The organism is Novosphingobium sediminicola (assembly GCF_014196525.1).
Lineage (GTDB): Bacteria > Pseudomonadota > Alphaproteobacteria > Sphingomonadales > Sphingomonadaceae > Novosphingobium > Novosphingobium sediminicola.
In genome coordinates this window covers 76,712-100,049 of sequence record NZ_JACIDX010000001.1, presented here as the reverse complement: position 1 = coordinate 100,049, position 23,338 = coordinate 76,712, and the positions used below count along the sequence as shown (strand labels likewise).

Annotated in this window: 23 protein-coding genes; 8 read left to right on the top strand and 15 right to left on the bottom strand. The window is 63.9% G+C overall.

The window, feature by feature from the left end; translation table 11 throughout:
- Nucleotides 1-13: 13 nt before the first annotated feature.
- Together GGR38_RS00515 and GGR38_RS00510 are read right to left on the bottom strand one after the other, a co-directional pair.
- Nucleotides 14-508, bottom strand: a complete 495-nt coding sequence (locus GGR38_RS00515; RefSeq protein WP_183621649.1) for a flavin reductase family protein — start codon at nt 506-508, stop codon at nt 14-16.
- 120 nt (nt 509-628) lie between these two features.
- Entirely contained in the window at nt 629-2,926 is a 2,298-nt protein-coding gene (locus tag GGR38_RS00510; RefSeq protein ID WP_183621647.1) for an ATP-dependent helicase, read from the bottom strand.
- A 106-nt stretch (nt 2,927-3,032) separates the two neighbouring features.
- Here GGR38_RS00510 and GGR38_RS00505 point away from each other — a divergent pair, with 106 nt between their 5' ends.
- On the top strand, nt 3,033-4,310 hold the full coding sequence (locus GGR38_RS00505) for an MFS transporter (RefSeq protein ID WP_183621645.1): 1,278 nt from the start codon (nt 3,033-3,035) through the stop codon (nt 4,308-4,310).
- Between the two features lie 218 nt (nt 4,311-4,528).
- Here GGR38_RS00505 and rsmD read toward each other — a convergent pair whose 3' ends face one another.
- Both rsmD and GGR38_RS00495 read right to left on the bottom strand, forming a co-directional pair.
- Nucleotides 4,529-5,089, bottom strand: coding sequence for a 16S rRNA (guanine(966)-N(2))-methyltransferase RsmD (gene rsmD / locus GGR38_RS00500; protein WP_183621643.1), 561 nt, complete (start codon nt 5,087-5,089; stop codon nt 4,529-4,531).
- Nucleotides 5,086-6,159, bottom strand: coding sequence for a pseudouridine synthase (locus GGR38_RS00495; RefSeq protein WP_246404149.1), 1,074 nt, complete (start codon nt 6,157-6,159; stop codon nt 5,086-5,088). The genes rsmD and GGR38_RS00495 overlap by 4 nt, the downstream gene beginning before the upstream one ends.
- Before the next feature lie 129 nt (nt 6,160-6,288).
- Here GGR38_RS00495 and GGR38_RS00490 point away from each other — a divergent pair, with 129 nt between their 5' ends.
- Nucleotides 6,289-8,019: an AmpG family muropeptide MFS transporter gene (locus GGR38_RS00490; protein ID WP_246404148.1), complete on the top strand. Its 1,731-nt coding sequence runs from the start codon at nt 6,289-6,291 to the stop codon at nt 8,017-8,019.
- 235 nt (nt 8,020-8,254) lie between these two features.
- Here GGR38_RS00490 and GGR38_RS00485 read toward each other — a convergent pair whose 3' ends face one another.
- From GGR38_RS00485 to trpB, 5 genes are read right to left on the bottom strand one after another with little or no spacing between them, the layout of a single operon-like run.
- A complete protein-coding gene (locus tag GGR38_RS00485) occupies nt 8,255-9,571 on the bottom strand; it encodes a folylpolyglutamate synthase/dihydrofolate synthase family protein (protein ID WP_183621641.1) in 1,317 nt (438 codons plus the stop codon).
- A gap of 23 nt (nt 9,572-9,594) precedes the next feature.
- Nucleotides 9,595-10,449 carry an acetyl-CoA carboxylase, carboxyltransferase subunit beta gene (gene accD, locus GGR38_RS00480; RefSeq protein ID WP_172341115.1) on the bottom strand — a complete coding sequence of 285 codons (855 nt, stop codon included), beginning with the start codon at nt 10,447-10,449 and terminating at the stop codon, nt 9,595-9,597.
- Nucleotides 10,446-11,246: a tryptophan synthase subunit alpha gene (trpA, locus tag GGR38_RS00475; RefSeq protein WP_183621639.1), complete on the bottom strand. Its 801-nt coding sequence runs from the start codon at nt 11,244-11,246 to the stop codon at nt 10,446-10,448. Before trpA ends, accD begins: the two co-directional genes overlap by 4 nt.
- 2 nt (nt 11,247-11,248) lie before the next feature.
- Nucleotides 11,249-11,401 carry a hypothetical protein gene (locus GGR38_RS00470; RefSeq protein WP_183621637.1) on the bottom strand — a complete coding sequence of 51 codons (153 nt, stop codon included), beginning with the start codon at nt 11,399-11,401 and terminating at the stop codon, nt 11,249-11,251.
- On the bottom strand, nt 11,398-12,663 hold the full coding sequence (trpB, locus tag GGR38_RS00465; RefSeq protein ID WP_183621636.1) for a tryptophan synthase subunit beta: 1,266 nt from the start codon (nt 12,661-12,663) through the stop codon (nt 11,398-11,400). Before trpB ends, GGR38_RS00470 begins: the two co-directional genes overlap by 4 nt.
- 335 nt (nt 12,664-12,998) lie before the next feature.
- On the opposite strand from trpB, the gene GGR38_RS00460 reads away from it, so the two are divergent.
- On the top strand, nt 12,999-13,472 hold the full coding sequence (locus GGR38_RS00460; protein WP_183621634.1) for an outer membrane protein: 474 nt from the start codon (nt 12,999-13,001) through the stop codon (nt 13,470-13,472).
- 197 nt (nt 13,473-13,669) lie between these two features.
- A complete protein-coding gene (locus GGR38_RS00455; RefSeq protein ID WP_183621632.1) occupies nt 13,670-14,104 on the top strand; it encodes a hypothetical protein in 435 nt (144 codons plus the stop codon).
- 42 nt (nt 14,105-14,146) lie between these two features.
- On the opposite strand, the gene GGR38_RS00450 is transcribed toward GGR38_RS00455, so the two are convergent.
- The 6 genes from GGR38_RS00450 to radC form a co-directional block, all read right to left on the bottom strand.
- The gene (locus tag GGR38_RS00450; RefSeq protein ID WP_183621630.1) at nt 14,147-14,791 is read right to left on the bottom strand and encodes a phosphoribosylanthranilate isomerase; all 645 of its coding nucleotides are present in this window, start codon (nt 14,789-14,791) and stop codon (nt 14,147-14,149) included.
- Between the two features lie 4 nt (nt 14,792-14,795).
- Complete coding sequence (locus GGR38_RS00445) at nt 14,796-15,293, bottom strand: GNAT family N-acetyltransferase (RefSeq protein WP_183621628.1); 498 nt, start codon at nt 15,291-15,293, stop codon at nt 14,796-14,798.
- Between the two features lie 5 nt (nt 15,294-15,298).
- Nucleotides 15,299-15,976: an orotidine-5'-phosphate decarboxylase gene (gene pyrF / locus GGR38_RS00440; RefSeq protein WP_183621627.1), complete on the bottom strand. Its 678-nt coding sequence runs from the start codon at nt 15,974-15,976 to the stop codon at nt 15,299-15,301.
- A gap of 9 nt (nt 15,977-15,985) precedes the next feature.
- Nucleotides 15,986-16,300: a lipopolysaccharide assembly protein LapA domain-containing protein gene (locus GGR38_RS00435; RefSeq protein WP_183621626.1), complete on the bottom strand. Its 315-nt coding sequence runs from the start codon at nt 16,298-16,300 to the stop codon at nt 15,986-15,988.
- A 103-nt stretch (nt 16,301-16,403) separates the two neighbouring features.
- Complete coding sequence (gene purB, locus GGR38_RS00430; RefSeq protein WP_183621624.1) at nt 16,404-17,717, bottom strand: adenylosuccinate lyase; 1,314 nt, start codon at nt 17,715-17,717, stop codon at nt 16,404-16,406.
- 92 nt (nt 17,718-17,809) lie between these two features.
- Nucleotides 17,810-18,523 (bottom strand): RadC family protein, encoded by a 714-nt coding sequence (gene radC, locus GGR38_RS00425; protein ID WP_246404181.1) that lies wholly within the window; start codon nt 18,521-18,523, stop codon nt 17,810-17,812.
- A gap of 196 nt (nt 18,524-18,719) precedes the next feature.
- Between radC and GGR38_RS00420 the strand changes: the two genes are divergently transcribed.
- The 4 genes from GGR38_RS00420 (at nt 18,720) to GGR38_RS00405 (ending at nt 23,263) form a co-directional block, all read left to right on the top strand.
- Entirely contained in the window at nt 18,720-21,875 is a 3,156-nt protein-coding gene (locus GGR38_RS00420; protein WP_183621620.1) for an intermembrane phospholipid transport protein YdbH family protein, read from the top strand.
- Nucleotides 21,876-21,922: 47 nt separating this feature from the next.
- Nucleotides 21,923-22,195 carry a YnbE family lipoprotein gene (locus tag GGR38_RS00415; RefSeq protein WP_246404147.1) on the top strand — a complete coding sequence of 91 codons (273 nt, stop codon included), beginning with the start codon at nt 21,923-21,925 and terminating at the stop codon, nt 22,193-22,195.
- Nucleotides 22,195-22,590 carry a YdbL family probable chaperone protein gene (locus GGR38_RS00410; RefSeq protein ID WP_183621618.1) on the top strand — a complete coding sequence of 132 codons (396 nt, stop codon included), beginning with the start codon at nt 22,195-22,197 and terminating at the stop codon, nt 22,588-22,590. The genes GGR38_RS00415 and GGR38_RS00410 overlap by 1 nt, the downstream gene beginning before the upstream one ends.
- A 352-nt stretch (nt 22,591-22,942) precedes the next feature.
- Nucleotides 22,943-23,263 carry an AtpZ/AtpI family protein gene (locus GGR38_RS00405; RefSeq protein ID WP_183621617.1) on the top strand — a complete coding sequence of 107 codons (321 nt, stop codon included), beginning with the start codon at nt 22,943-22,945 and terminating at the stop codon, nt 23,261-23,263.
- The last annotated feature ends 75 nt before the right edge of the window (nt 23,264-23,338 follow it).

Genomic DNA, 23,338 nt, shown 5'->3' with positions numbered 1-23,338 from the left:
TGACGACTGCCGGTTACAGCGCGGCAAAACCGCCATAATTTCCGCGATGAAACAGCAGCGGATCGCCCTCGCGGCCGACATTCATCCGGCGCACCGCGCCCAGCACGAAATCATGATCGCCTGCGGGCAAAGTGGCGCTGATATCGGCCTCGATTGTGATCAGCGCGTCCGCCAGCAAGGGCAGGCCATCCTCCGACAGCGCGTATTCCACCCCGGCAAATTTGTCACCGCGCCCGGCCAGTTGCCCGCACAGCGCGGCCTGATCGCTGCCCAGCACATTGACCGCAAAACGCCCCGTGGCGGCAATCGCCTGCCAACTGGCCGAAGTGCTGGTCGGCAGAAAACCCACCAGCGGCGGATCAAGCGAAACCGAGGTGAACGTGCCGACCACCAGCACCAGCGGCGCGCCATCGGCCCCGGTCGAGGTGATCGCGGCCACGCCGGTGGGATAATGGCCCAGCACGCGGCGATAGTCTGCCGGTTCGATGGCCGTGGCCGTTTGCGTCATGGTCTGTTCTGTCCCCACCGTGAAAGTTTCGCGCCATGCCGTGCCAGAGCGCGCGCGATGCTGCAAGTGCGTGATGGGGCAGGGGACCTATGGGATTTGCTTATAATCGCCTTTCGGAGATCATATACGCTTTACGAAACTGTCCAGCACGCGCTTGAAGCCGCCGCTGTCGAATTCGATCTCCAGCTTGTTGCCTTCCTGCGCTTTGACCGTGCCATTGCCGAATTTTTCGTGGAACACTTTGTCGCCGATGCGGATGTCGAGCCGGGGTGTTGCGGCGAAACTGGCCGCGCTGCGCGTGCTTTCGGCGATCTTGCGGGCGGGGGCAAAGGTGGTCTGACTGGCGCGTTGCCAGCCGGGGCCGCGCGTTTCCATGCGCTGCGGCTTGTTTTGCGCCAGATGGGCAAAGGGATCGTCCCGCTCGCTCCATTGTGCGCGCCACAGGCTGGCCCCGCCGCTCATCGTGCTTTCGCTGTGAATATGGGCGGGGGGCAATTCGCCGATGAAACGGCTGGGCAGCGAGGATGTCCACTGGCCATAGATGCGCCGGTTGGCCGCATGCAGGATCGTGCAATGGCGCCGCGCGCGCGTGATCGCCACATAGGCGAGGCGGCGCTCTTCCTCCAGACTGGCAAGGCCGCCTTCGTCGAGTGAGCGCTGCGACGGGAACACGCCTTCCTCCCATCCGGGCAGGAAGATATGGTCGAATTCCAGACCTTTGGCGGCATGGATCGTCATGATCGTGACCTTTTCGGCGTCATTATTCGCCTCATTGTCCATGACCAGCGATACATGCTCAAGAAACGCGCCCAGCGATTCATAATCCTCCATCGCGCGGGCCAGTTCCGACAGGTTCTCCAGACGCCCCGCGCTTTCCGCGCTGCGGTCGGCCTGAAGCATCGAGGTATAGCCAGATTCGTCGAGCATCACCCGCGCCAGTTCGGCAGGCGTCGCCGTCTTGGCCAGATCGCGCCAGCGCGCCATGTCGCGCATCAGAGCCAGCAGCGTGTTGCGCGCCTTGGCGGGCAATTCATCCGTATCGGCCATGGCCAGCGCGGCGGCGGCCAGCGGCATGCCATGAGCGCGGGCGAAACGGTGCAGCTTTTCCAGCGTCTTGTCGCCAAGGCCGCGCTTGGGCGTGTTATAGATCCGCTCAAAGGCCAGATCATCGGCGGGCTGGGCGATGATGCGCAGATAGGCCAAAGCATCGCGAATTTCGGCGCGTTCATAGAAACGGAAACCGCCGATGATGCGATAGGCAAGGCCGATGCTGATAAACCGGTCTTCAAACTCGCGCGTCTGAAACTGCGCGCGCACCAGAATGGCGATCTTGTCGAGAGGCAGTCCCTCGCGCTCCAGCCTTTCGATCTCCTCGCCCACCCGGCGCGCTTCCTCGGGCGCGTCCCACACGCCGATGATGCGCACCTTGTCGCCGCCGGTCGCCTCGGTCCAAAGCTGCTTGCCCAGACGCTCGCTGTTTTCCTTGATCAGCCCGCTGGCCGCGCCAAGAATATGCGGAGTGGAGCGATAATTCTGCTCCAGCCGGATCACCTTCGCGCCGGGAAAATCCTTTTCAAAGCGCAGGATATTGGCAACCTCGGCCCCGCGCCACGAATAGATCGACTGATCATCGTCGCCCACCACGCAGATATTGTGGCGTCGCCCCTCGATCCCCTGCGCCAACAGGCGCAGCCAGAGGTATTGGACCGAGTTGGTGTCCTGATATTCGTCCACCATGATATATTTGAAACGGCGCTGATATTCTTCCAGCACATCGCGGTGCCGCCGGAAAATATCGAGCATATGCAGCAGCAGATCGCCGAAATCGCAGGCATTCACCGCCTTCAAACGATCCTGATACAGCCGATAGAAATGCGCGCCGCGCCCATTGGCATAGGCTTCATTCTCCACCGCGTCCAAGTCGCCCGGCCCAAAACCCCGGTTCTTCCAGCGGTCGATACACCCGGCCAAGGCCTTGGCGGGCCAGCGCTTTTCATCCAGCCCCTCGGCCTGAATCAACTGCTTTAACAAACGCAACTGATCGTCTGTGTCGATGATCGTGTAATTGCTCTGCAATCCCGCCAGTTCGGCATGGCGGCGCAGCATCTTGGCCGCAATCGCGTGAAACGTGCCGAGCCACGGCATCCCCTCGACCGCAGGCCCGATCAGATGGCCCACCCGCTCGCGCATCTCGCGCGCGGCCTTGTTCGTAAAGGTCACGCACAGGATTTCCGACGGCCAAGCCAGCCTTTGCGCAATGATCTGCGCCATACGCGCGGTCAGCGCCGCCGTCTTGCCCGTGCCCGCGCCCGCCAGCATCAGCACCGGTCCCTCGGTCGTCAGCACCGCCTCGCGCTGGGGCGGATTCAGCTTGGCCAGCCAGGGGGCGTCATGAGCAGGGGTCTCGGGCATAGTCATCTGGAACGCCTAGAGAACATGAAGCCCCCGCGCAAGAGGGGCTTTTGGACAGAAAACTGCATTTTGGGTTGACCTGAGGCCAATCCGCCATCAACCCGTTGCGCCCATGAGCCAGAACAATCCGCATCCCATCATCAAGAACGCCCGAATTCTGACCGCCGCCCTTGTCGGCACCTCGGTCGAATTCTACGATTTCTATATCTTCGCCACGGCCACGGCGCTGGTGTTCGGCCCGATGTTCTTTCCCGAGGCGGCGCCGGGGCGGCAATTGCTGCTGGCTTTCATGTCGCTTGGCATCGCCTTTGTAGCGCGGCCCGTGGGCGCAATCGCTTTTGGCCATTTTGGTGACAGGATCGGGCGCAAGTCCACGCTGGTGGCCTCGCTGATCCTGATGGGCGGCTCGACACTGGCGGTGGGCTTCCTGCCTTCCTATGCGCAGGCGGGGGTGCTGGCGCCGATCCTGCTGTGCGTCTGCCGCTTTGGTCAGGGTTTCGGCCTTGGCGGCGAATGGGGCGGTGCGGCCTTGCTGGCGGTGGAAAACGCCCCTCGCGGCTGGGAGGCACGCTTTGGCTGCGCGCCCCAGCTTGGCGCGCCGGTTGGCTTTCTGGCGGCCAATGGCCTGTTCCTGATCCTCGGCCTGGTCATGCCCGAGGCTGATTTCAAGGCATGGGGCTGGCGCATTCCCTTCCTGCTCTCGGTTGTGCTGGTGGGCGTGGGCCTGTGGGTGCGGCTGAAAATCACCGAAACCGCCGCCTTTGCCGCCGCCCGCGCGCATGAAAAGCCGCCCGAAGTGCCGCTGGGCCTGCTGCTCTCGCAACACTGGAAGCCGTTGATCGCAGGCAGCGCGGGCGTCGTCTCCTGCTTCTCGCTGTTTTACCTCTGCACCGCCTTCGCATTGGCGCAAGGCACCGGGCCGCTTCATTATCCGCGCACCGGCTTCATGGTCGCGCAATTGGCGGCCAATCTGATGCTGGCGGCAGGCATCGCGTTTGCTGCTGTCTGGTCCGACCGCTTCGGTTCGGGGCGCATTCTGGCATGGGGCGCATCGCTGGGCGCGGTGATCGGCGCGGTCTATTGGATGGGCCTCTCCTCGGGCAGCCTCATCATCGTTTTCATCACCCTCTCGGCCGCGCTCTTCGCCATGGGCATGGCCTACGGCCCGCTCTCGGGCTGGCTCTCGGGCCTGTTCCCGGTCGAGGTTCGCTACTCCGGCATCTCGATGGCGTTTAACGCGGGCGGCATCATTGGTGGCGCGTTGACGCCCGTCCTCGCGCAGGGCCTGATCGAGAAGGGCCACGGCAACTGGATCGGGATCATTCCGGCGGTGGCGGGTGTGGTGACGTTGATCGGGATCGGGTGGACACGGCGGTTGAAGGTGAAGTGAAGGTTTGCCTCCGGCGGGCAAAGGGCGGGGGCCCTTTGCAATCCCGTTAATGGGGTGGTGGGAAGTTTGAAGCGTTTAGCTACTAAAATTAAAGCCTGCGGCGCAGTTAAATGGCGCCGCAGGCTTTAATTATTCCTTCGCCGCGTCCGACACAAAACGCCGAACCCGACACGCAACCTATACAGTAACGGGAGCGCGAGGGTTTAGACCCTCGCATCTTACCCTTCCTGCTTCTCTTCCATCCTGAACAAGGTAATCTTCGCCTTACCGACCTTGCGATCAGCATCGACCACAAACCCGCGCACCTGCGGGTTCTCGGTCGCGGCGGTTTCCAGCGCAACCCATGTGCCTTCCCCGATCCAGCCGAGGCGGCGCAGCTTGTCGATCGCCACCTGTCCCGCGCCGGTGTTATAGGGCGGGTCGAGCAGCACGAGGTCGAGCGGCTCCTTGGTGGCGGTCAGGGCCATCACGCTGCCCGCGCGCACGTCGCAGCGGGTGTGGGCTTTCAGGTTGGCGATATTGGTGCGGATCGCGCGGATCGCAGGGGCGGCCTGTTCGGCAAACAGGCAATGCGCCGCGCCCCGGCTCAATGCTTCAAGGCCCAGCGCGCCCGATCCTGCGAACAGGTCGGCCACGCGCAATTCCTCGAAACCGCCAAGGCGGCTGTTGAGCATGGAAAACAGCGTCTCGCGGGTGCGGTCGGCGGTGGGGCGGGTGTCGTCACCTTCGGGCGCGGCCAGTTTACGGCCACGCCATTCGCCGGCAATGATGCGGATCATTCGCCGCGCGCCTTGGCAAATTTCAGCCCCTTGCGGAAGCGTTCGACCTGCACCTGCGGGATCTGGATCGCCTGTCCGCGCGGCAGATCGAGCAATTCGAACGGCCCGTATTTGGTGCGCATCAGACGGCTGACCTGAAGCCCCAGAGCCTCCAGCACGCGGCGCACTTCGCGGTTCTTGCCTTCGCTCAGCGTCAGTTCGATCCACTGGTTGCGGCCCGTGCGGCGCTCCATATTGGCGTCGATCCGGCCATAGCGGATGCCATCGACCTCGATGCCTTCCATCAGCTCTTCCAGCCGGTCCTGCGTGATGTCGCCGAAGGTACGGGCGCGATAGGTGCGCGGAATGCCGCTGCTTGGCAATTCCATCGCGCGCTTCAACTCGCCATCGTTGGTCAGCAGCAGCAGGCCTTCGGTGTTAAGATCGAGCCGCCCGATGGGCATCAGGCGCGGCGTCCCTTCGGGCAGGGCGTTGCGCAGCGCGGTGTAGATCGTGGGGCGACCTGCTGCATCGCGCTCGGCGGTAATCAGCCCGCTGGGCTTGTGAAACGCATAGAGGCGCGCGGCTTCGGGCGCTTTCACCGGATTGCCGTCCACTGTCACGCCTTTGAGCGTGGTGAGCAGCGTGGCGGGCGTGGTGACCGTGATGTCGCCCACTTTGACCCGACCCGCCTCGATCAGGCGTTCCACCTCGCGGCGGCTTGCCACGCCCGCGCGGGCCAGCAACTTGGCGATACGCTCGCCTTCGCCTTCCAGCTTGTTGATCGGCTCGGGCGCGGGGCGCGGGGGCCGGGGGATGCGCGGCGGATAGAGCTTGCCGGCGGACTGGGCATTGCCGCCCGCCCGCGACTTGTCGCCATAGGAGGGCTTGCCGCCATACGATGGTTTTCCGCCATACGATGGTTTGTCGCCATACGAGGGCTTACCGCTCCGTTCGGCCTGCGGCTTGCCGCTGCGGTCAAATTGCGGTTTCCCGCGGGGGGCGGCGTCGGACGCGCGGCCATTGCGCGAGGCGGGGCCACGCGATGAAGGGCCCTTTGACGGGCCACCGGGATTCTTAGTATAAGACATGGGGTCGCCTTACTCTTCTTCGGGCCACAGGTCAAAAGCGGGGGACAGGTCGGCGATTTGCCCTTTCTTTTTATTCATCATACCGCCTAATCTGCGCGCATCATTTCCCAATTTCAGGATATATTCCGCATGGCCAGCAGCGCCCCGAACCCAACTCAGGCCGCTGATCAGGCCGCTGATCAGGCCGCTGGGGCCAAACCGCCCCGGCCCAAGGGGCTGGCGTTGCTGCGTGTGGCGCTTTCCACGCGCAAGGCCGGGTGTATGCTGGGCTTCGGCTTTTCCTCCGGCCTGCCTTTCGCCCTGCTGATCGGCACTTTGAACGCATGGCTGGGCGAGGTGGGGATCAAGCTGGCGACGATTGGCGTGCTGTCATGGATCGGCCTGTCCTATTCGTTCAAATTCCTCTGGGCGCCGCTGGTTGACCGGCTGAAATTGCCGGGGCTTGAGGTCTTGGGGCGGCGGCGCAGCTGGATCATCCTGTGTCAGGCGGTCTTGGCCTGCGCGATTGCCGGGCTGGCCATCACCGACCCCACGCGCGCCATCGGCACTTTCGCCATCATCGCCTTCATCGCCGCCTTTGCCAGCGCCACGCAGGACATCGCGCTGGACGCATGGCGAATCGAGAATGCCGATGAGGACACCAGCCTCGAACTGCTGACCGCGCTGTATCAATTCGGATATCGCACGGCCTCGATCGTGGGCGGGGCGCTGGCGCTGATGCTGGCGGCGCGGATTTCATGGCCGCAGGTGTTTGGCGCGATGGCGGGGCTGATGGCGGTGATGATGCTGGTGACTTTGCGTGCGCCCGATACCGAGCGCACGATCACCGCGCGCCTCCATGCCGATCTGGGGCAGCCGGGCGAACTGGCGCCGGGCGTGCGCGCCGCGCTGCTGTTCATCGTGCTGGCCAGTTGGGTCTGGGCGATTGCCACGATTGCCCATTTCATGATCGCGATGCTGGCCCCGGTGGCGCCGGGGGGCAAATTGCCCTCGGTGGCTGAATTTACGAAAACGCAGGGGCCGTGGATCGTGGCCGCCACCGTGTTCGTGCCGCTGATCGTGGCCAGCGTGGCGAACCACATGAAGGCCCGCGCGCTGGGCGTGCTGGCGGCGGAGGATCACGCCCATGGTCCCTCGCGCACCATCGCCAACCACATTTATGCCGCGCTGGTAACGCCTCTGGCCGAGCTGGCGGGGCGGCTGCGGGCGGGCGTGCTGGTGGTGCTGGGCTTCATCCTGACCTATGCGTTCTGCTACAATATCTGGTCCAGCTTCGCCTTTCCCTTCTATCTGGACTATCTGCATTACACCAAGGATCAGGTCGCCTTCGCTTCGAAAATCTTTGGCATTATCATGACGATGTTCGGCATTTCGCTGGGCGGATACCTGTTCCTGCGCATAGGGCGCTTTCCCACGGTGTTGCTGGGTGCGATGCTGCCGCCCCTGGGCAATCTGCTCTATGCCGACCTTGCCGATGGCGGACATGTGATCGACGCCTTTGCCCATGCCATCGCGCTCGACCGTCTCGGCGGGGCGCTGGGGGCCGATGCGCGGATGCTCCGTCTGCTGCTGGCCATCGTCTATGAAAACATCGCCACCGGCCTCGCAGGCACCGCTTTCGTTGCCTATGTCTCCAGCGTCGTCTCCAAGCGCTATACCGCGATCCAATATGCGCTGCTTTCCTCGCTGACGTTCCTTGTCGGCACGCTGGGCCGCGGCGTGGCGGGCGAGGCTTTTGACACCTACGGCTATGGGCCGGTGTTCCGCGCCACCGCGCTGGCGGGCGTGGTCAGCGTGTCCTTTGTTTTGATGGAATGGGTGCGGGTTAGTCGGGCAGAGGCTCGGGCGGTTAAGGAGTAAGAGTTTGCCTCCGGCGGGCAAAGGGCGGGGGCCCTTTGCAATCCCATTTTGGGGTGGTGGGAAGTTTGCAGTCCTTGCGTTATAATAATGAAAGCCTGCGGCGCAGTTAGATAGCGCCGCAGGCTTTCATATTTCTACGCCGCTTATTGGCCACTTTGTTCGAACCTAAACCGCAACCCAGACAGCAACGGGATTGCAAAGGGACAGTGTCCCTTTGCCCGCCGGAGGCAAAACCTCAGTCCGGAAACTCCAGATTCCGCCGCAACACATCCCCGGCCAGATAAAGCGACCCGGCAATCAACACATCGCCCTCTGCCGGCAGCGCCCGCAACGCCTGCTCCACATCCTCAAACGGATGGGCGGGCAGGGCGGTGAAGGGCGCAAAATCCTCGGGTCGATGCGCGTCATGGCCGGGCGCGGGGACGACGCAGAGCGAGAGCAGTTTGCCCGCCAACGGGGCGATGATCGCGCTGGGGTCTTTGTTGGCCAGCATGCCGGTAATGAGGTGAAAGGGCGGGGCATCGGCAAAGTGGCGCGCGATGGCCAGGCCCGCGTCGGGATTATGCCCACCGTCCAGCCACACCGCGCGGCCCCCGGCCAACGCCGTCAGCGGCCCATCGCCAAGCCGCTGCAGCCGCGCGGGCCAGCGCGCGGCGCGAATGCCCGCCGCCATGGCCTCTGGCGAGACCTCGACCGTCGTCTGATGCCGGATCAGCGCCACAGCCAGCGCGGCATTTTCCGCCTGATGCCGCCCGGCCAGTTGCGGCAGGGGCAGTGACAGCACGCCGCGCGTATCGCGATATTCGATCGTCTCGTCAATATCGGCAAACCAGTCGCGCCCGCGCCGGATCCAAGGCGCGCCCGCCTGCGTGGTCAGCGCCGCGATCTGCTCCTCGGCCACGGCGGGATAGTCCAGCGTCACCATGGGCGCGCCGGGGCGCACGATGCCGCCCTTTTCCCATGCGATGCGGGCGAGGGGAACCTCCGGCGCGCCTTCTTCGGGGCGCAGCAGAAAGCCTTCGTGGTCGATGCCCAGCGTGGCAATGCCGGTGGCTGCGGGATTGGGGATGACATTGGTGGCATCCAGCCGCCCGCCCAGCCCGACCTCGATCACGCAGGCGTCGGCCGGAATGCGGGCAAAGGCGAGGAAGATCGCGGCGGTCGTCACCTCGAAAAAGCTCGGCCCCAGATCCTCGCCCGCATCATTGGCGTCCAGCACCTCGGCCAAAAGCTCGGCCAGCAGATCATCCTCGATCAACCGCCCGGCCAGCCTTATCCGCTCATTATAGCGTACCAGATGCGGCTTGGTGGCGCTATGAACGACCAGCCCCTGTGCTTCGAGCATCATGCGCAGATAGGTGCAGGTGCTGCCCTTGCCATTGGTGCCCGCGACATGAAACACCGGGGGCAGGCGCCGCTCCGGATTGCCCAGCCGCGCCAGCAGCCCCTCGATAATCTCCAGCCCCAGCCGCCCCTGCGGCACGGAAAGCTGCTCCAGACGAGCCAGTTGCGCGGCCACGCCGGGGTGGTCCGAGATGGCAAAATCCTTCACCGAATCACCCCGTTCGTCGCGTTTCAGGCCGCCTTGGCGGGGCTGAGATAGGAGAGTACCTGCGCCAGCTTTTCGCGCAGCGCGTGGCGATGGACGACCATGTCGACCATGCCGTGTTCATGCAGATATTCCGCGCGCTGGAACCCTTCGGGCAGCTTTTCGCGGATCGTATCCTGAATGACGCGCTGTCCGGCAAAGCCGATCAGACAGCCCGGTTCGGCAATCTGAACATCGCCCAGCATCGCATAGGAGGCCGTCACGCCGCCGGTCGTCGGATCGGTCAGCACGACGATATAGGGCAGGCCCGCATTGTTGAGCCGGCGCACCGCCACCGTGGTCTTGGGCATTTGCATGAGCGACAGAATGCCCTCCTGCATACGCGCGCCGCCCGCCGCCGTGCAGATCACATAGGCGCATTTTTCCTTCAACGCGCGCTGCGCCCCGGCCACGAAAGCCGCGCCCACAGCCATGCCCATCGAGCCGCCCATAAAGCCGAAGTCCTGAACCCCCAGCACGACCTTGTTGCCCTCGATCTTGCCAAGGGCATTGGTCAGCGCATCGGGATGCGGATTGGCAGCGCGGGCGGCCTTCATGCGGTCCGGATACTTTTTTGTATCGCGGAATTTCAGCGGGTCGTCCTTGACCTTGGGCGTGGGCAGCACGGAAAAGCCGGGATCGAGCAGATGCGCGAAACGCGCGTCCGTGCCTATGCGGCCATGATGATCACAGCGCGGACAGACCGAGAGATTCGCCTCATATTCCTGAGCGAACAGCATCTCGTTGCAGTTCTTGCACTTGATCCACAGGTTGTCGGGCGTATCGTCCTTCTTCGCGGTGAGCGAGGAAAGCGAGTTGCGTACTTTGTTAAGCCAGCTCATGCCAGCGCCTTAGCGTTATGGACGGCATCTGCCAAGGCAGCGGTCAATTCGCGCACCGGCTCGGCGGCATCGGCGCCATGCTGGGCCACCAGATCGACCAGCGCAGAGCCAACGACAACGCCTTCGGCATGGGCGGCAAAGGCGGCGGCCTGTTCCGGTGTGCGCACGCCAAAGCCCACCGCGATCGGCAGATCGGTGCCCGACCTGATGCGCGCCACGGCTTCCTTGATCGTGTCCACGGCGGCCTGCTGCTTGCCCGTCACGCCCGCGACCGAGACGTAATAGAGGAAGCCCGACGAGCCTTCGACCACGGCGGGAAGGCGCGCGGTGTCGGTCGTTGGCGTGGCAAGGCGGATGAAGCTGATGCCATGGGCGCGCAGGGCGGGGCCGATTTCGGGGTCTTCCTCGCTGGGAATATCGACGCAGATGATGCCGTCGACGCCCGCATCGGCGCATTGCGCGGCAAACCATTCGCTGCCCCGCGCCACCATCGGATTGGCATAGCCCATCAGCACCAGCGGCGTTTCGGGATGCCGCGCGCGGAAATCCTTGGCGATGCGGAAAATGTCGGCGGTGCGCGTTCCGGCGGCCAGGCTGCGCAGATTGGCAGCCTGAATCGCGGGGCCATCGGCCATCGGATCGGTGAAGGGCATACCCAGTTCGATCACATCCGCCCCGCCCGCGACCAGCGCATCAAGGATGGCGGGCGTGGCGTCCGGCGTGGGATCGCCCCCGGTGATGAAAGTGACAAGGGCGGGGCGGCCTTTGGAGAAGGCAGCAGAAAGGCGGTTGGTCATTTTCAATTCCATTCGATCAGGCGCGAGGCCCCAATGGCAAGGCCGATCATCAGCGCGGTCTGGCTAACCGTGTTATGCAGCGAAAAGTCGACACCTGCGCAAACCGCCATGGCCACAATCGCGGACGTGGCGGCCTGGCGCAGGTTCCATCTCACAATTTCACGCCCAGCTTTTCGGCCACGGTGAAAATGTCCTTGTCGCCGCGGCCCGAGACATTGACGATGATGATCTGATCCTTGCCCATCTTGGGCGCCACTTCGGGCAGTGCGGCAAGGGCATGGGCCGATTCGAGCGCCGGGATGATCCCTTCCAACTGACAGCACAGCGTGAAGGCTTCCATCGCCTGATCGTCGGTGATCGGCAGATATTTGGCGCGGCCGATGTCGTGCAGCCAGCTATGCTCAGGCCCGATGCCGGGATAGTCCAGACCGGCGCTGATCGAGTGGGCCTCTGTGATTTGGCCGTCCTCGTCCTGCAACAGATAGGTCTTGTTGCCATGCAGGATGCCCGGCTTGCCGCCGGTCAGCGATGCGGCATGTTCCCTGTCCAGCCCATGACCGCCCGCCTCGACGCCGAGCATCTGCACATCGGTATCGTCAAGGAAGGGGTGGAACAGGCCGATGGCGTTCGATCCGCCGCCCACCGCCGCGATCAGCAGGTCGGGCAGGCGCCCGGTGCGTTCGAGCAATTGCGCACGCGCTTCGGTGCCGATCACGCTTTGGAAATCGCGAACCAGTTCGGGATAGGGGTGCGGGCCCGCCGCCGTGCCGATGATATAGAACGTGTCATGCACATGGGCGACCCAGTGGCGCAGGGCCTCGTTCATCGCATCTTTCAGCGTCGCCGCGCCGCTGGTGACGGGAATCACCTCTGCGCCCAGCAGCTTCATACGGAACACATTGGGCTGCTGACGCGCCACGTCGGTCGCGCCCATAAAGATCGTGCAGGGCAGGCCAAAGCGCGCGCAGACCGTAGCGGTCGCCACGCCATGCTGGCCCGCACCGGTTTCCGCGATGATCTTGGTCTTGCCCATGCGGATGGCCAGCAGGATCTGGCCGATGCAATTGTTGATCTTGTGCGCGCCGGTGTGGTTCAGCTCTTCGCGCTTGAACCAGATCTGGGCACCATTGTCCGGCTTGCCCTGTGCGGCGGCCTGCGCGCGGAAATGTTCCGTCATGCGCGGCGCGTAATAGAGCGGGCTGGGGCGGCCCACGAAATGCTTCATCAGATCGTCGAATTCTTCCTTGAACGCGGGATCGGCCTTGGCGGCCTTATACTCGCGCTCCAGATCGAGGATCAGCGGCATCAGGGTTTCAGCCACATAGCGCCCGCCGAACTGGCCAAAATGACCGCGTTCATCAGGTTGCGTGCGCAATGAATTAGGCAGGGGCGAATTGGGGATGGTGGCGGTGTTCATAGCGAAAAAACGCCTGCCACGCCGAGCCCTCCAAGTCCAGTCCCGCCAAAAGGGCAATTGCATGGATGGGGCCCCGCCCAAAGGCATGGATGTATCATCCGCAAGGCAGGGTGCCCCAATGGCGATACATTTCGCGACAAATGCGGCGCGGGGGTGCCTCAATGCCGGATTTCTGCGGTGATCAGCCATACTGGCATAGTTTTATGAACGAAATCTGACATTTGCCTGACTTTCCTGTTCACTTGGATGTCAGGCGCAGGGGTCCAGACAGGATGCAGGCGCCGATCAACGATGAAATTCTTTGGCGCCCAGGGATAACAAACGGAGTAACGATTATGCGTCTGGTTCTTTTCTCGCTCGCCGCGTCGCTGGCTGTTGCCGCGCCTGCCATGGCCCAGGGCGAAACCAATGGCATGGGGGCCCGTTTTGACGTTCACACCGGCGCCGCATGGAATGATGGCCGTTCGATCCAGGGCACCGTCGGCGCCACGCTGGGCTACGACATTGCCACGGGCGGCAACACTTTCGTCGGCCTCGAAGAATCGGTCGACAAGGTGCTGACCAGCCAGGACAAGGCTCGTTTCAGCACGACCGCCCGCCTTGGTGTCAAGGCCACCCCCAATGACAAGGTCTATGGCCTTGCCGGCTACACCTATGGCACCGGCCCGAACGGTGCGCATATCGGCGCGGGCGTCGAGCACAGCCTTGGCCAGCAGTATTTCACCAAGGTGGAATACCGCCACACCTTCAACGAAGACAATGCCCGTGACAGCAATGCTGCGCTGGTCGGCGTGGGTATGCGCTTCTGATCCAGCCCTGACGGGTTGCGTATAAAGAGCGGGCGGTCTGCATCATGCAGGCCGCCCGTTTTTTGCGGCAGGCGGGGGCGTTTGCGGTTTATACCGGCTTGCTCTGGACAAGGACGGGGACCATCCTGCAAGGCCGATGGCTTTGATAAACAGGAAACAATACTATGCCTCGTCTCCCACTTCCCATCATGGCTGCGATGGCCCTTTGCCTGGTATCGGGCGCGGCGCAGGCCGGTGAAATCCGGATCGAAGGGCGCGGCGGGGTCAGTTGGCAGGGCAATGGCTCGACCAAGGGCACGGCGGGCGCAGCCATCGGCTATGACACGGGGATCAGCGCGCTGGGCAATGGGGTCTTTGCGGGTATCGAGGAATCGGTGGACCGCTCGGCCGGGGGCAGCGGGACGCGTTGGGCCACCTCGGCACGGCTGGGGATCAAGGTGCTGTCGCTGGGCGCGCTTTATGGCATCGCGGGTTATCACTATGGCTCGGGGCCGAACGCCACCTCCATCGGCGGCGGTTATCAGCAAGGGCTCGGCCCGGTCTATGGCAAGGTCGAATATCGCCACTATATCAATGAGGGCGCATGGCGTCCGGGCGATACGTTGACGCTGGGCTTTGGCGTAAAGTTCTGATGAAACGAGGGCGGCGGGATTAATCTGCCGCCCACACGGCGATTATCCTGCCGCTCGCGCGGCCTCGCAAAAGGCGGCGATCCGGGCCGCGTCCTTGACGCCAGGCGCGCTTTCAACGCCGGAGGAGACATCGACGAAATCGGCCCCCGTGGCCTGAATCGCCTCGCCCACATTGCGCGGATCAAGACCGCCCGCCAGAATCCAAGGGATGGAATGGCGGTAACCGGCCATCAGCGACCAGTCGATCCGCAAGCCTGTTCCGCCGGGAAGGTCTGCCCCCTCGGGCGGCTTGGCGTCGAACAGGATACGGGCCACGCCCTGATAATCGCGCGCGGCGTCCAGATCGGCGCTTTTCCGCACACCGATCGCCTTCCACACCGGCAGGCCCTGCGCGGCCATCACCTGCGCCACGCGGGCTGGGCTTTCCTTGCCGTGAAGCTGGATTACGTCGAGGTGGACGCTCTGGCGGATCTGGCCAAGGAAATCGCCATCGGGATCGACAAACAGGCCGACGATTTTGGCCCGCCCCGCCGCATGATGCGCCAGCGCGGCGGCCTGTTCGATGCCGACATTGCGCGGGCTCTTGGCGAAAAACACCAGCCCGATATGGTCCGCGCCCGCGCCGATGGCCGCGTCCAGACTGGCGCGGTCGGAAATGCCGCAGATCTTGATGCCGATGCGCGCCATGGGATTATCCCAAGGCCTTGGTCAGCACCACCATCGTCAGATGGTCAAACTGGGGCAGGGGAAAGGGGCGGATTTCACCGGTTTGCGCATAGCCGCGCCGCTCGTAATAGGCGATCAGTTCGGTGCGGGGGGCCACAACGGTCATTTCCATGATGGTCGCGCCGAAATCGCGCCGGGCCTGCTCCTCTGCCGCCGCGATCAGGGTGCGACCCATGCCGCCAGCCTGCAAGGCCGGATCAACGCAGAGCATGCCCATATAGGCAATCCCGTCCGCGCGCCGCGTAACCGTGACCGTGCCGATCAGCGCGCCATCGCAGTGCATCACCAGCACGCGATTGTTCGCCTCGTCCAGCGCCTGCGCCAGTTCGGCCTGTGAGGTGCGCTGCCCTTCCAGCAGGTCGGCCTCATGGGTCCAGCCCCCGCGCGCCGAATCGCCGCGATAGGCGCTTTCCACCAGCGCATGCAGCGCGGGCAGGTCGTCATGCAGAGCCAGACGGACCATGGGTTTTACAGCGTGCCTTCGATGGCGCGTGCGGCGGCCACCGGGTCTTCGGCGCGCGTGATCGGGCGGCCGATGACCAGCACGCTGGCCCCGGCATCGCGCGCGGCGCGCGGCGTGACCGAACGCTTCTGATCGCCCAGAACGCCATCGGCGGGGCGCAGGCCGGGTACGACGAAATAGCCGTCCTTCCACTGACGCCGGATATCGCCCACTTCATGGCCCGAACACACGATGCCGTCGACGCCCGCACCATGCGCCAGCTCGGCCAGACGCAGCGCCTGATCGCTGGCGCGGTTGGCATAGCCGATGGCGCTCATGTCATCATCGTCAAGGCTGGTCAGCACGGTCACGGCCACCACCTTGGTATGCTCGCCCGCCGCAGCCTTGGCATCCTCCAGCATCGCCCGCCCGCCCGAGGCATGGACCGTGACGATGGCCGGTTGCAGCACATGGATCGCCTGCATCGCGCCCGCCACCGTATTGGGAATATCGTGCAGCTTCAGATCGAGAAAGATCGGCAGGCCGACCTTGGCCAGTTCATGTACGCCGTGATGGCCATGGGCGCAGAAGAATTCCAGCCCCAGCTTGATCCCGCCCACATGATCCTTGATCCGCCGCGCCAGCGCTTCGGCGGCATCCAGACGGGGCAGGTCGAGGGCGACATAGATCGGATTATGGTTCATCTTTGCGTCTCAATTCTTCTCGGCAGCGGCATCGAGCTGGGTTGCGGTGGCGATCGGCGGAGTGGGGGTTGCGGCGCGCAGCGTGTTTTCAAGGCCCGCGATGCGGCGGTTCAACCGCCAGATCTTCGCCTTGGCCAAAAGCCACACCGGCACCATGCCCGCCACAAAAGCGGCCAGCGCGATCAGCCCCACCGGCCAATCAACATGCAGATAGCCGTTTTCCAGCGGCCACAAATTGATCGAAGTCTTTTGCCAGTTGATCGCCACAAAAGACGAGATCAACACCGCCGCCAGGATCCAGAGCGCCGTCCGTAAGATCTGCAAGGTCTTCCCCTCCTGCGCGGTCATCGTACCCAAAGACTTATGCTAGGCCGGAATGTTCCGGATGGAAAGGGGCGCTATATCAGCGCCCCTTGTCCACGCGTCTTCAGGCGCCGAACACGCGATCAAAGATCGTGTCGACGGCCTTGAAGTGGTAGTCGAGGTTGAACTTGTCCTCGAGCTGCTGCGGGGTCAGCGCCGCGGTCACTTCGGGATCGGCCTTGAGCAGTTCGAGCAAGCTGAGTTGACCGTCCGATTCCCACACCTTCATCGCATTGCGCTGTACCAGACGGTAGGAAGCATCGCGCTCCAGACCGGCCTGAGTCAGGGCCAGCAGCACGCGCTGCGAATGGACCAGACCGCCCATGCGGTCGAGGTTCTTCTGCATACGCTCAGGGTAGATCACCAGCTTATCGACCACGCCGGTCAGACGGGCGAGGGCGAAATCGAGCGTGATCGTCGCATCCGGGCCGATGTAACGTTCGACCGAGGAGTGCGAAATATCGCGCTCGTGCCAAAGCGCCACGTTTTCCAGCGCCGGGGTGACAGCCGAACGCACCACGCGGGCCAGACCCGTCAGGTTTTCGGTCAGCACCGGGTTGCGCTTGTGCGGCATCGCCGACGAACCCTTCTGGCCGGGCGAGAAATATTCTTCCGCTTCCAGAACTTCGGTGCGCTGAAGGTGGCGGATTTCCACGGCGAGGCGTTCGATGGACGAGGCGATGACGCCAAGCGTTGCAAAGAACATCGCGTGGCGGTCGCGCGGGATGACCTGCGTGGAAACGGGTTCCACCGACAGGCCCATCTGCTCGGCCACATAGACTTCGACGCTGGGGTCGATGTTGGCAAAGGTGCCCACAGCGCCCGAAATCGCGCAGGTGGCGATGTCTTCGCGCGCGGCCACAAGGCGCGCACGGTTGCGGGTGAATTCGGCATAGGCCTCGGCCAGCTTCTTGCCGAAGGTGGTCGGTTCGGCGTGGATGCCGTGGCTGCGCCCGATGGTGGGCGTATACTTGTGTTCAAACGCGCGGCGCTTGATCGCGGCCAGCAGCGCGTCAATGTCCTCGATCAGGATATCGGCGGCCTTGGCCAACTGCACCGAGAGCGTGGTGTCCAGCACGTCCGAGCTGGTCATGCCCTGATGCATGAAGCGCGCTTCGGGGCCGACCTGTTCGGAAACCCAGTCGAGGAACGCGATCACGTCATGCTTGAGGATCGCTTCCTTGGCGTCGATGGCGGCCACGTCGATGACAGGGTTGGTCGCCCACCAGTCCCACAGCGCCTTGGGGCCGCTTGCGGGCACAACGCCCAGCTCGCCCAGCTTTTGCGTGGCATGGGCTTCGATCTCGAACCAGATCTTGTAACGGGCTTCGGGCTCCCAGATCGCGGTCATCGCGGGGCGGGCGTAACGGGGTACCATATGTGTCTCCGGCGCAGATTCTCTTGCTCGCGCCGCTAGGGCTTCATGCGTCGAAAGGCAAGTTTTGCGTTACAAAAGCCCCCACTGGCCCCTCATAAGAGGCCGCGCTGGCGCAGCGAAACATGCCCCTCCCGCCCGATCACGACATGATCGTGAACGCTGATGCCCAGATGATGGCCCGCCTCGGCAATCTTTTGCGTGATCTGAATATCGGCCCGGCTGGGCTCGGGCGATCCGGAGGGGTGATTATGCACCAGAATCATCGAGGCCGCCCCCAGATCGAGCGCCTTGCGGATCACCTCGCGCGGGTGGATCGCGGCCTCGTCAAGGCTGCCGTCGCCCAGATGTTCGTCGCGGATCAACCGGTTCTTGGTGTCCAGATAAAGCGCGCGCACCCGCTCGACCTTCAGATGCGCCATGTCCACGGTCAGATAGGAGATCAGCATCTGCCATGTGTTGAAGATCGGCTGTTCGCTGACCTGATGGCGGGCAAAGCGGCGGGTGGCGAGCGCGACGATGCGGATCGCGGCCGCGCTGGTTTCGCCCATGCCCGGATGCGCGGCCAGCGCCACCGAATCGGCGTTGAACACCCCCGCCAGCGAACCAAACCGCGCCAGCAGGCTGCGTGCCAGCGGCTTGGTGTCGCGCCGGGGGATGGCGGTCATCAACAGATATTCGATGATCTCATGATCGGCCAGCGCCCCTTCGCCCCCATCCAGCAGCCTTTTGCGCAGACGCGCACGGTGGCCGGAGGGATCATGGGCGATCTGTTGCAGCTTTTCGCCCGATGGCGGGGCGGGATTCAGGTCCTGTGCAGAAAACAAAGTGCCATGATGCGCCTCACGCAGACGGTCCGGTGTTGGTTGTGTGGGGGTCGATCGGGTGTCGAAGGCATCATCATCGCTGGTCACATCCATCCCCCGGTCCCTCGCGGCGACTGATCGCGGCAATTGCGTATAAGCATTGCCTTTCCCGGCCCCCTCGCGCAAGAGTCTGTAGGTGATGGATGAATTGCCCACCGATGATGAAGTAACGAGCCCGCCGCGTGGGCGCGGACGCCAATTGGCCCTTGCCGGGGCGGGATTGGTGGCGCTCGCGCTGGGTCTTGGCTGGGCCGAAAGGCTCTCGATTGCCGATGCGGTGCTGCGGCGCGAACTGGTGCGTCTGGGGCTGGCGGCCAATTATAAGGTGGTCGAGCTTGATACGCGCCATGCGGTGCTGGCCGATGTGGTGGTGGGCGATGTGCGCCATCCCGATGCGGTGATCCCCCGGATCGAGGTCTGGGCCGGGATGGTGGGTCTGACGCCGGGCATTTCGCGGGTGGACGTTTCATCGCCGCGCATCTTTGCCGCGATGAAGGACGGGCACATCAGTTTCGGCGCCATCGACACTTTGATGAAGGGCGGCGGCAAGCCTTCGGGCCTGCCCGCGATCGACCTGCGGATTACCGATGGGGTCATGGCTCTGGCCACGCCTGCGGGCGGAGTGGGCGCAGTGGTGTCGGGCCGGGGCAATCTGGCGGGCGGCTTTGGCGGCGCGCTGGTGGTGTCGGCGCCGCATTTGCGCGGCGCGGGATGCGCGGGCGGCGCGCGGATGATCGGGCGGATCGCCGTGAAGGGCGGATCGCCGATGCTGGATGGCATGGCGCATCTGCTGCCGGCCTCATGCGGCGCGATCCGGCTGGGCGCTTCGCAGATTGGGGTGAAGGGCAGGCTGGACGAATTGCTGGATGGCGGTCAGGTCGATCTGGCGCTGAGGACCGGCGCGCTGGATATGCCGGGTGCGCGGATCGGGGCGATCACCGGGCCTTTGCGGCTGGCGCTGCGCGATTCGGCGGTCAATGCGATGGGGCGGATCGCCGCGCATGATCTGACCGCCACGGGCGTTGCTGCGCGCGAAGTGGGGATCGAGGGCCGCCTGCGCGCGCCTTTGACCATGGCGCGGATCGATGGCGACGGCACGGTTTCGGGTCAGGGCATTGTGCCCGACAAGGCCAGCTATGCCGCGCTGGCCAAGGCGCGGGCCGGGGCGGCAGGGACGCTGACCGAGCCGCTGATCGCGCGGATCGAGGCGAGCCTGCGCAAGGAAACCCCGCGCAGCCGTCTGGAGGGCCGCTTTAACCTTCATGCGGGCGAGGGGCGTTTCAGCCTGGTCGCGCCGCTGCTGCGGCTGGTTGGCGAATCGGGCATGCCTTTGCTTGACGGCGACCGGCTGACGCTGATCAGCGATTCGGCAAAGGTGCCGCGCTTTACCGGATCGCTGCGCAGCGCGGCGCCGGGGCTGCCGCGCATTCTGGCCGAAATTCCCAAAAATGGCGGACCGATCCGCCTGAGCATGGCCGAGTTCCGCGCGGACAATGGTGCGGCTTTGGCGCTGCCCCGGATGGAGATTGTGGCCAAGGGCGGCGAAATCCGCTGGCGGGGCGAGGCTTTGGCCTCTGGCGCGCTGGCGCCGGGGGTGAAGGTGGCGGCTTTGCGCCTGCCGCTCGACGGCGTGGGCGACAAGGGCGGGGCGCGTCTGTGGTCGTCCTGCGTGCCGGTCAGCTTTTCCGGGCTGGAGGCCAATGGGCTGAGCCTGAGCGCGGGCAAGGTGGCGGCCTGTCCGCTGTCCGGGCCTTTGCTGGAGCTGGATAAAGGCGGATGGCGCGCGGGCGTGCGGGTCGCGGGGCTGGATCTGAACGGGCGGATGGGTGATTCGCCGTTGAAATTGAACAGCGGACCTTTGGAATTGCGCGCCGGGGCCGGACGTGATGCGGCGCTCAATGCGCAGGCGCTTGCCGTGCAATTGGGCAAGCCGGGCGAGGGGACCAGCCTGAAGCTGGCTTCGGTGACAGCGCAGATGGGCGCGGGGGCCGCGGGGGAGTTCAAGGGGCTGGAGGGATCGCTGGCCGCGGTGCCGATGCTGATCAAGGATGGCGCGGGGCAGTGGCGCTACACTGGCGGCACGCTGGCGCTCAGCGATGTGGCGATGCAGGTGAGCGATGTGGAAAAGCTGGCCCGCTTTGCCCCGCTTGTCGCCCATGGTGCCAGCCTGACGATGACCAATGGGGTGATTCGCGCCGATGCCGTGCTGCGTGAGCCCAAGCATGACCGCCAGATCGTTCAGGTCGCCATCACGCATGAATTGGCCAGTGCCAAGGGCTTTGCCGATCTGACGCTGGACGGGCTGACCTTTGACGCCGGTTTGCAGCCGGACGGGCTGAGCGCGCTGGCGCAAGGCACGATTGCGAATGCCGCAGGGCGTTTCGATGGCACGGGCCGGATCGACTGGGCCGATGGCAAGGTGACAAGCCATGGCAGGATCACCACCCAGAGCTTTGATTTTGCAGGCATGGCTGGCCCGGTAAAGGGCGTGGCGGGTACGGTGGAGTTCACCGATCTGCTTGGCCTTGTCACCGCGCCGCATCAGAGCCTGCGCATCGGTTCGATCAATCCGGGCATCGAGGCCACCGATGGCAAGATGCGCTTTACCATGCATCCGGGCTATCTGCTGGAAATCGAGGATGCGCGCTGGCCCTTCCTTGATGGCGAGATGGAGATGCTGCCGACCAAGCTGCAACTGGGCGGGGCGGCGGTGCGCCGATTCGAATTGAAGCTTTCGTCGGTGAACGCGGCCAAGCTGATCACCCATATGGAGGTGTCGAATCTGGCCGCGACGGGGCTGTTCGATGGGCGCATCCCCTTGGTTTTCGACCAGAATGGCGGGCGCGTCTCGGGCGGTGAGCTGATTTCGCGGCCCGGCGGCGGGTCGGTGTCCTATGTGGGCGAGCTGAGCTATCGCGATCTGACGCCCATGGCGAATCTGGCGTTCCGAACCTTGCGCGACGTGCAATTCAAGGAAATGCGAATCGGCCTCGACGGCGATCTGGCCGGTGAGGTGGTGACGCGCGTGTCCATGAAGGGATTGCGGCAGGGCAAGGGGGCCTCGAAGAATTTCCTGACCCGTCAGGTGGCCAAATTGCCTTTGCAATTCAATGTGAACATCCGCGCTCCCTTCTATCAACTGATCGGGTCGCTGCGTTCGCTTTACGATTCGAACTATATCGGCGATCCGCGTGACAAGGGCCTGACCCTGCCGTCCATGCGGATCATGCCGACGCAGAGCCCTCTGCCAAAAACCGCAACCATTCAGCCTTCAGTCAGCGAGCATCGTCCATGAAGCGTAATAGATTGACCCACCGTCCCGCCGTGGCAAAAGATTCCCGTATGGACCAGCGGGAAGCACGACATGGCAGGGCACAGGGGCCGGGCGGACGTCTGTTGCCAGAAATGCCAGTGTTCTGGCGCAAACGACCCGTCCGGCTGGGGGTTTCGGCTCTTTTGCTGGGAATGACCGGTGCGCTCTCGGGGTGTATCACCGTAAGCGCGCCTGATAAGCCGATCGTGATCGAGCTGAACATCAACATCAAACAGGAAGTCATCTATCGTCTGGCCGCTGATGCGGGCAAAACGATTGATAGCAATAAGGATATCTTCTGATGTCGCGCGTTTTTGCTTCTGTTTCGCCTTTTTTGGTCGCCGCGCTGCTTGTTCCGGCAATGGCGGGCGTTGCCATGGCGCAGGTTCGCGATCCGGCCTATGCCGCCGCGCGTTCGGCCGGACAGGTGGGCGAAATGCCCACCGGCTATCTGGGGATCGTGGGTGCCTCGACGCCCGATCTCAAGCGGTTGGTCGATGACATCAACATCAAGCGCAAGGCGGTCTATGCCGAACGCGCCCAGGCCCAGCATGCCACGGTCGAGGAATATGCCTTTACCACCGGATGCAAGCTGGTGATGCAGACCCAGCCGGGGGAAAAGTATCAGACCCCCGACGGCAGCTGGCAGGTGAGGGGCGCGGGCGCTCCGGTGCGCGACAGCCGCTGTCCTGCATAAGCGGGTTTAACCGTTGTTAGGATCGACCGCGTGGGGCATGGTTCCCGCGCGGTTTTTCTTTGCCCTTTGCCGGGGGCCTCAATCAGGTGGGTCTTTGGTACAGGTGATTCGCGCGGGTTGGCGCAGATGTCCGACAATTGCGCGATATTTGCCGGTTCCCGCATTTTCTGTGCATACGTACCCGCCTGAAAATGGCGCGAACGGCTTTATGCTACCTTACTACTACCTAGCGACCGGTTGACTTGGGCTGACCCCCCGCCTAAGGGGCAGGCGCCCTGAGCGGACAGCCGTTGCACAAGGCTCTTTTTGGCCCCACAGTCCGGTTTAAAGGACAGGCAGGCGGGAGAGAGAATTGAGCAACGAGCCGGAGGCACAGGATCAACGCGGTGAGGATGCGCGCCTCGCATCGCTCGATGAACGGATTAACGCCGTTCGGGAGCGGGAGGAAATGCGTAAAACGCCGAATGCGGGGGCGCAATCTGACGATAGCTATCGTCTGGGCAACCGGGTTCTGGCCGAACTGATCGCGGGGATCGGTGGCGGTGCGTTCATCGGCTGGACTATCGACCAGTTGATCGGGCGCGGCCATTGGGGTCTGTTGGTGGTGATGGGGCTTGGCACCTTCGCCGCTTTCAGGAACATTATCCGGATTTCCACCCGGCGGTCTGAATGATCCTTGAACAGAGCATGGGCTCTGGACAAGGTTCGCCCCAACGAAGGGGTTACGAACGACCGCTTACGATGCATA

Bases quoted from the DNA above. Each gene is read 5' to 3' on its own strand.
- GGR38_RS00410 (WP_183621618.1), top strand. From the start codon at position 22,195: ATGTCGCGCGTTTTTGCTTCTGTTTCGCCTTTTTTGGTCGCCGCGCTG.
- trpA (WP_183621639.1), bottom strand. From the start codon at position 11,246: ATGACCAACCGCCTTTCTGCTGCCTTCTCCAAAGGCCGCCCCGCCCTT.
- GGR38_RS00495 (WP_246404149.1), bottom strand. From the start codon at position 6,159: ATGTCTTATACTAAGAATCCCGGTGGCCCGTCAAAGGGCCCTTCATCG.
- trpB (WP_183621636.1), bottom strand. From the start codon at position 12,663: ATGAACACCGCCACCATCCCCAATTCGCCCCTGCCTAATTCATTGCGC.
- GGR38_RS00510 (WP_183621647.1), bottom strand. From the start codon at position 2,926: ATGACTATGCCCGAGACCCCTGCTCATGACGCCCCCTGGCTGGCCAAG.
- GGR38_RS00505 (WP_183621645.1), top strand. From the start codon at position 3,033: ATGAGCCAGAACAATCCGCATCCCATCATCAAGAACGCCCGAATTCTG.
- GGR38_RS00515 (WP_183621649.1), bottom strand. From the start codon at position 508: ATGACGCAAACGGCCACGGCCATCGAACCGGCAGACTATCGCCGCGTG.
- GGR38_RS00460 (WP_183621634.1), top strand. From the start codon at position 12,999: ATGCGTCTGGTTCTTTTCTCGCTCGCCGCGTCGCTGGCTGTTGCCGCG.
- GGR38_RS00445 (WP_183621628.1), bottom strand. From the start codon at position 15,293: ATGGTCCGTCTGGCTCTGCATGACGACCTGCCCGCGCTGCATGCGCTG.
- rsmD (WP_183621643.1), bottom strand. From the start codon at position 5,089: ATGATCCGCATCATTGCCGGCGAATGGCGTGGCCGTAAACTGGCCGCG.
- GGR38_RS00455 (WP_183621632.1), top strand. From the start codon at position 13,670: ATGGCCCTTTGCCTGGTATCGGGCGCGGCGCAGGCCGGTGAAATCCGG.
- purB (WP_183621624.1), bottom strand. From the start codon at position 17,717: ATGGTACCCCGTTACGCCCGCCCCGCGATGACCGCGATCTGGGAGCCC.
- GGR38_RS00420 (WP_183621620.1), top strand. From the start codon at position 18,720: ATGGATGAATTGCCCACCGATGATGAAGTAACGAGCCCGCCGCGTGGG.
- GGR38_RS00490 (WP_246404148.1), top strand. From the start codon at position 6,289: ATGGCCAGCAGCGCCCCGAACCCAACTCAGGCCGCTGATCAGGCCGCT.
- pyrF (WP_183621627.1), bottom strand. From the start codon at position 15,976: ATGAACCATAATCCGATCTATGTCGCCCTCGACCTGCCCCGTCTGGAT.
- accD (WP_172341115.1), bottom strand. From the start codon at position 10,449: ATGAGCTGGCTTAACAAAGTACGCAACTCGCTTTCCTCGCTCACCGCG.
- GGR38_RS00450 (WP_183621630.1), bottom strand. From the start codon at position 14,791: ATGGCGCGCATCGGCATCAAGATCTGCGGCATTTCCGACCGCGCCAGT.
- GGR38_RS00415 (WP_246404147.1), top strand. From the start codon at position 21,923: ATGGACCAGCGGGAAGCACGACATGGCAGGGCACAGGGGCCGGGCGGA.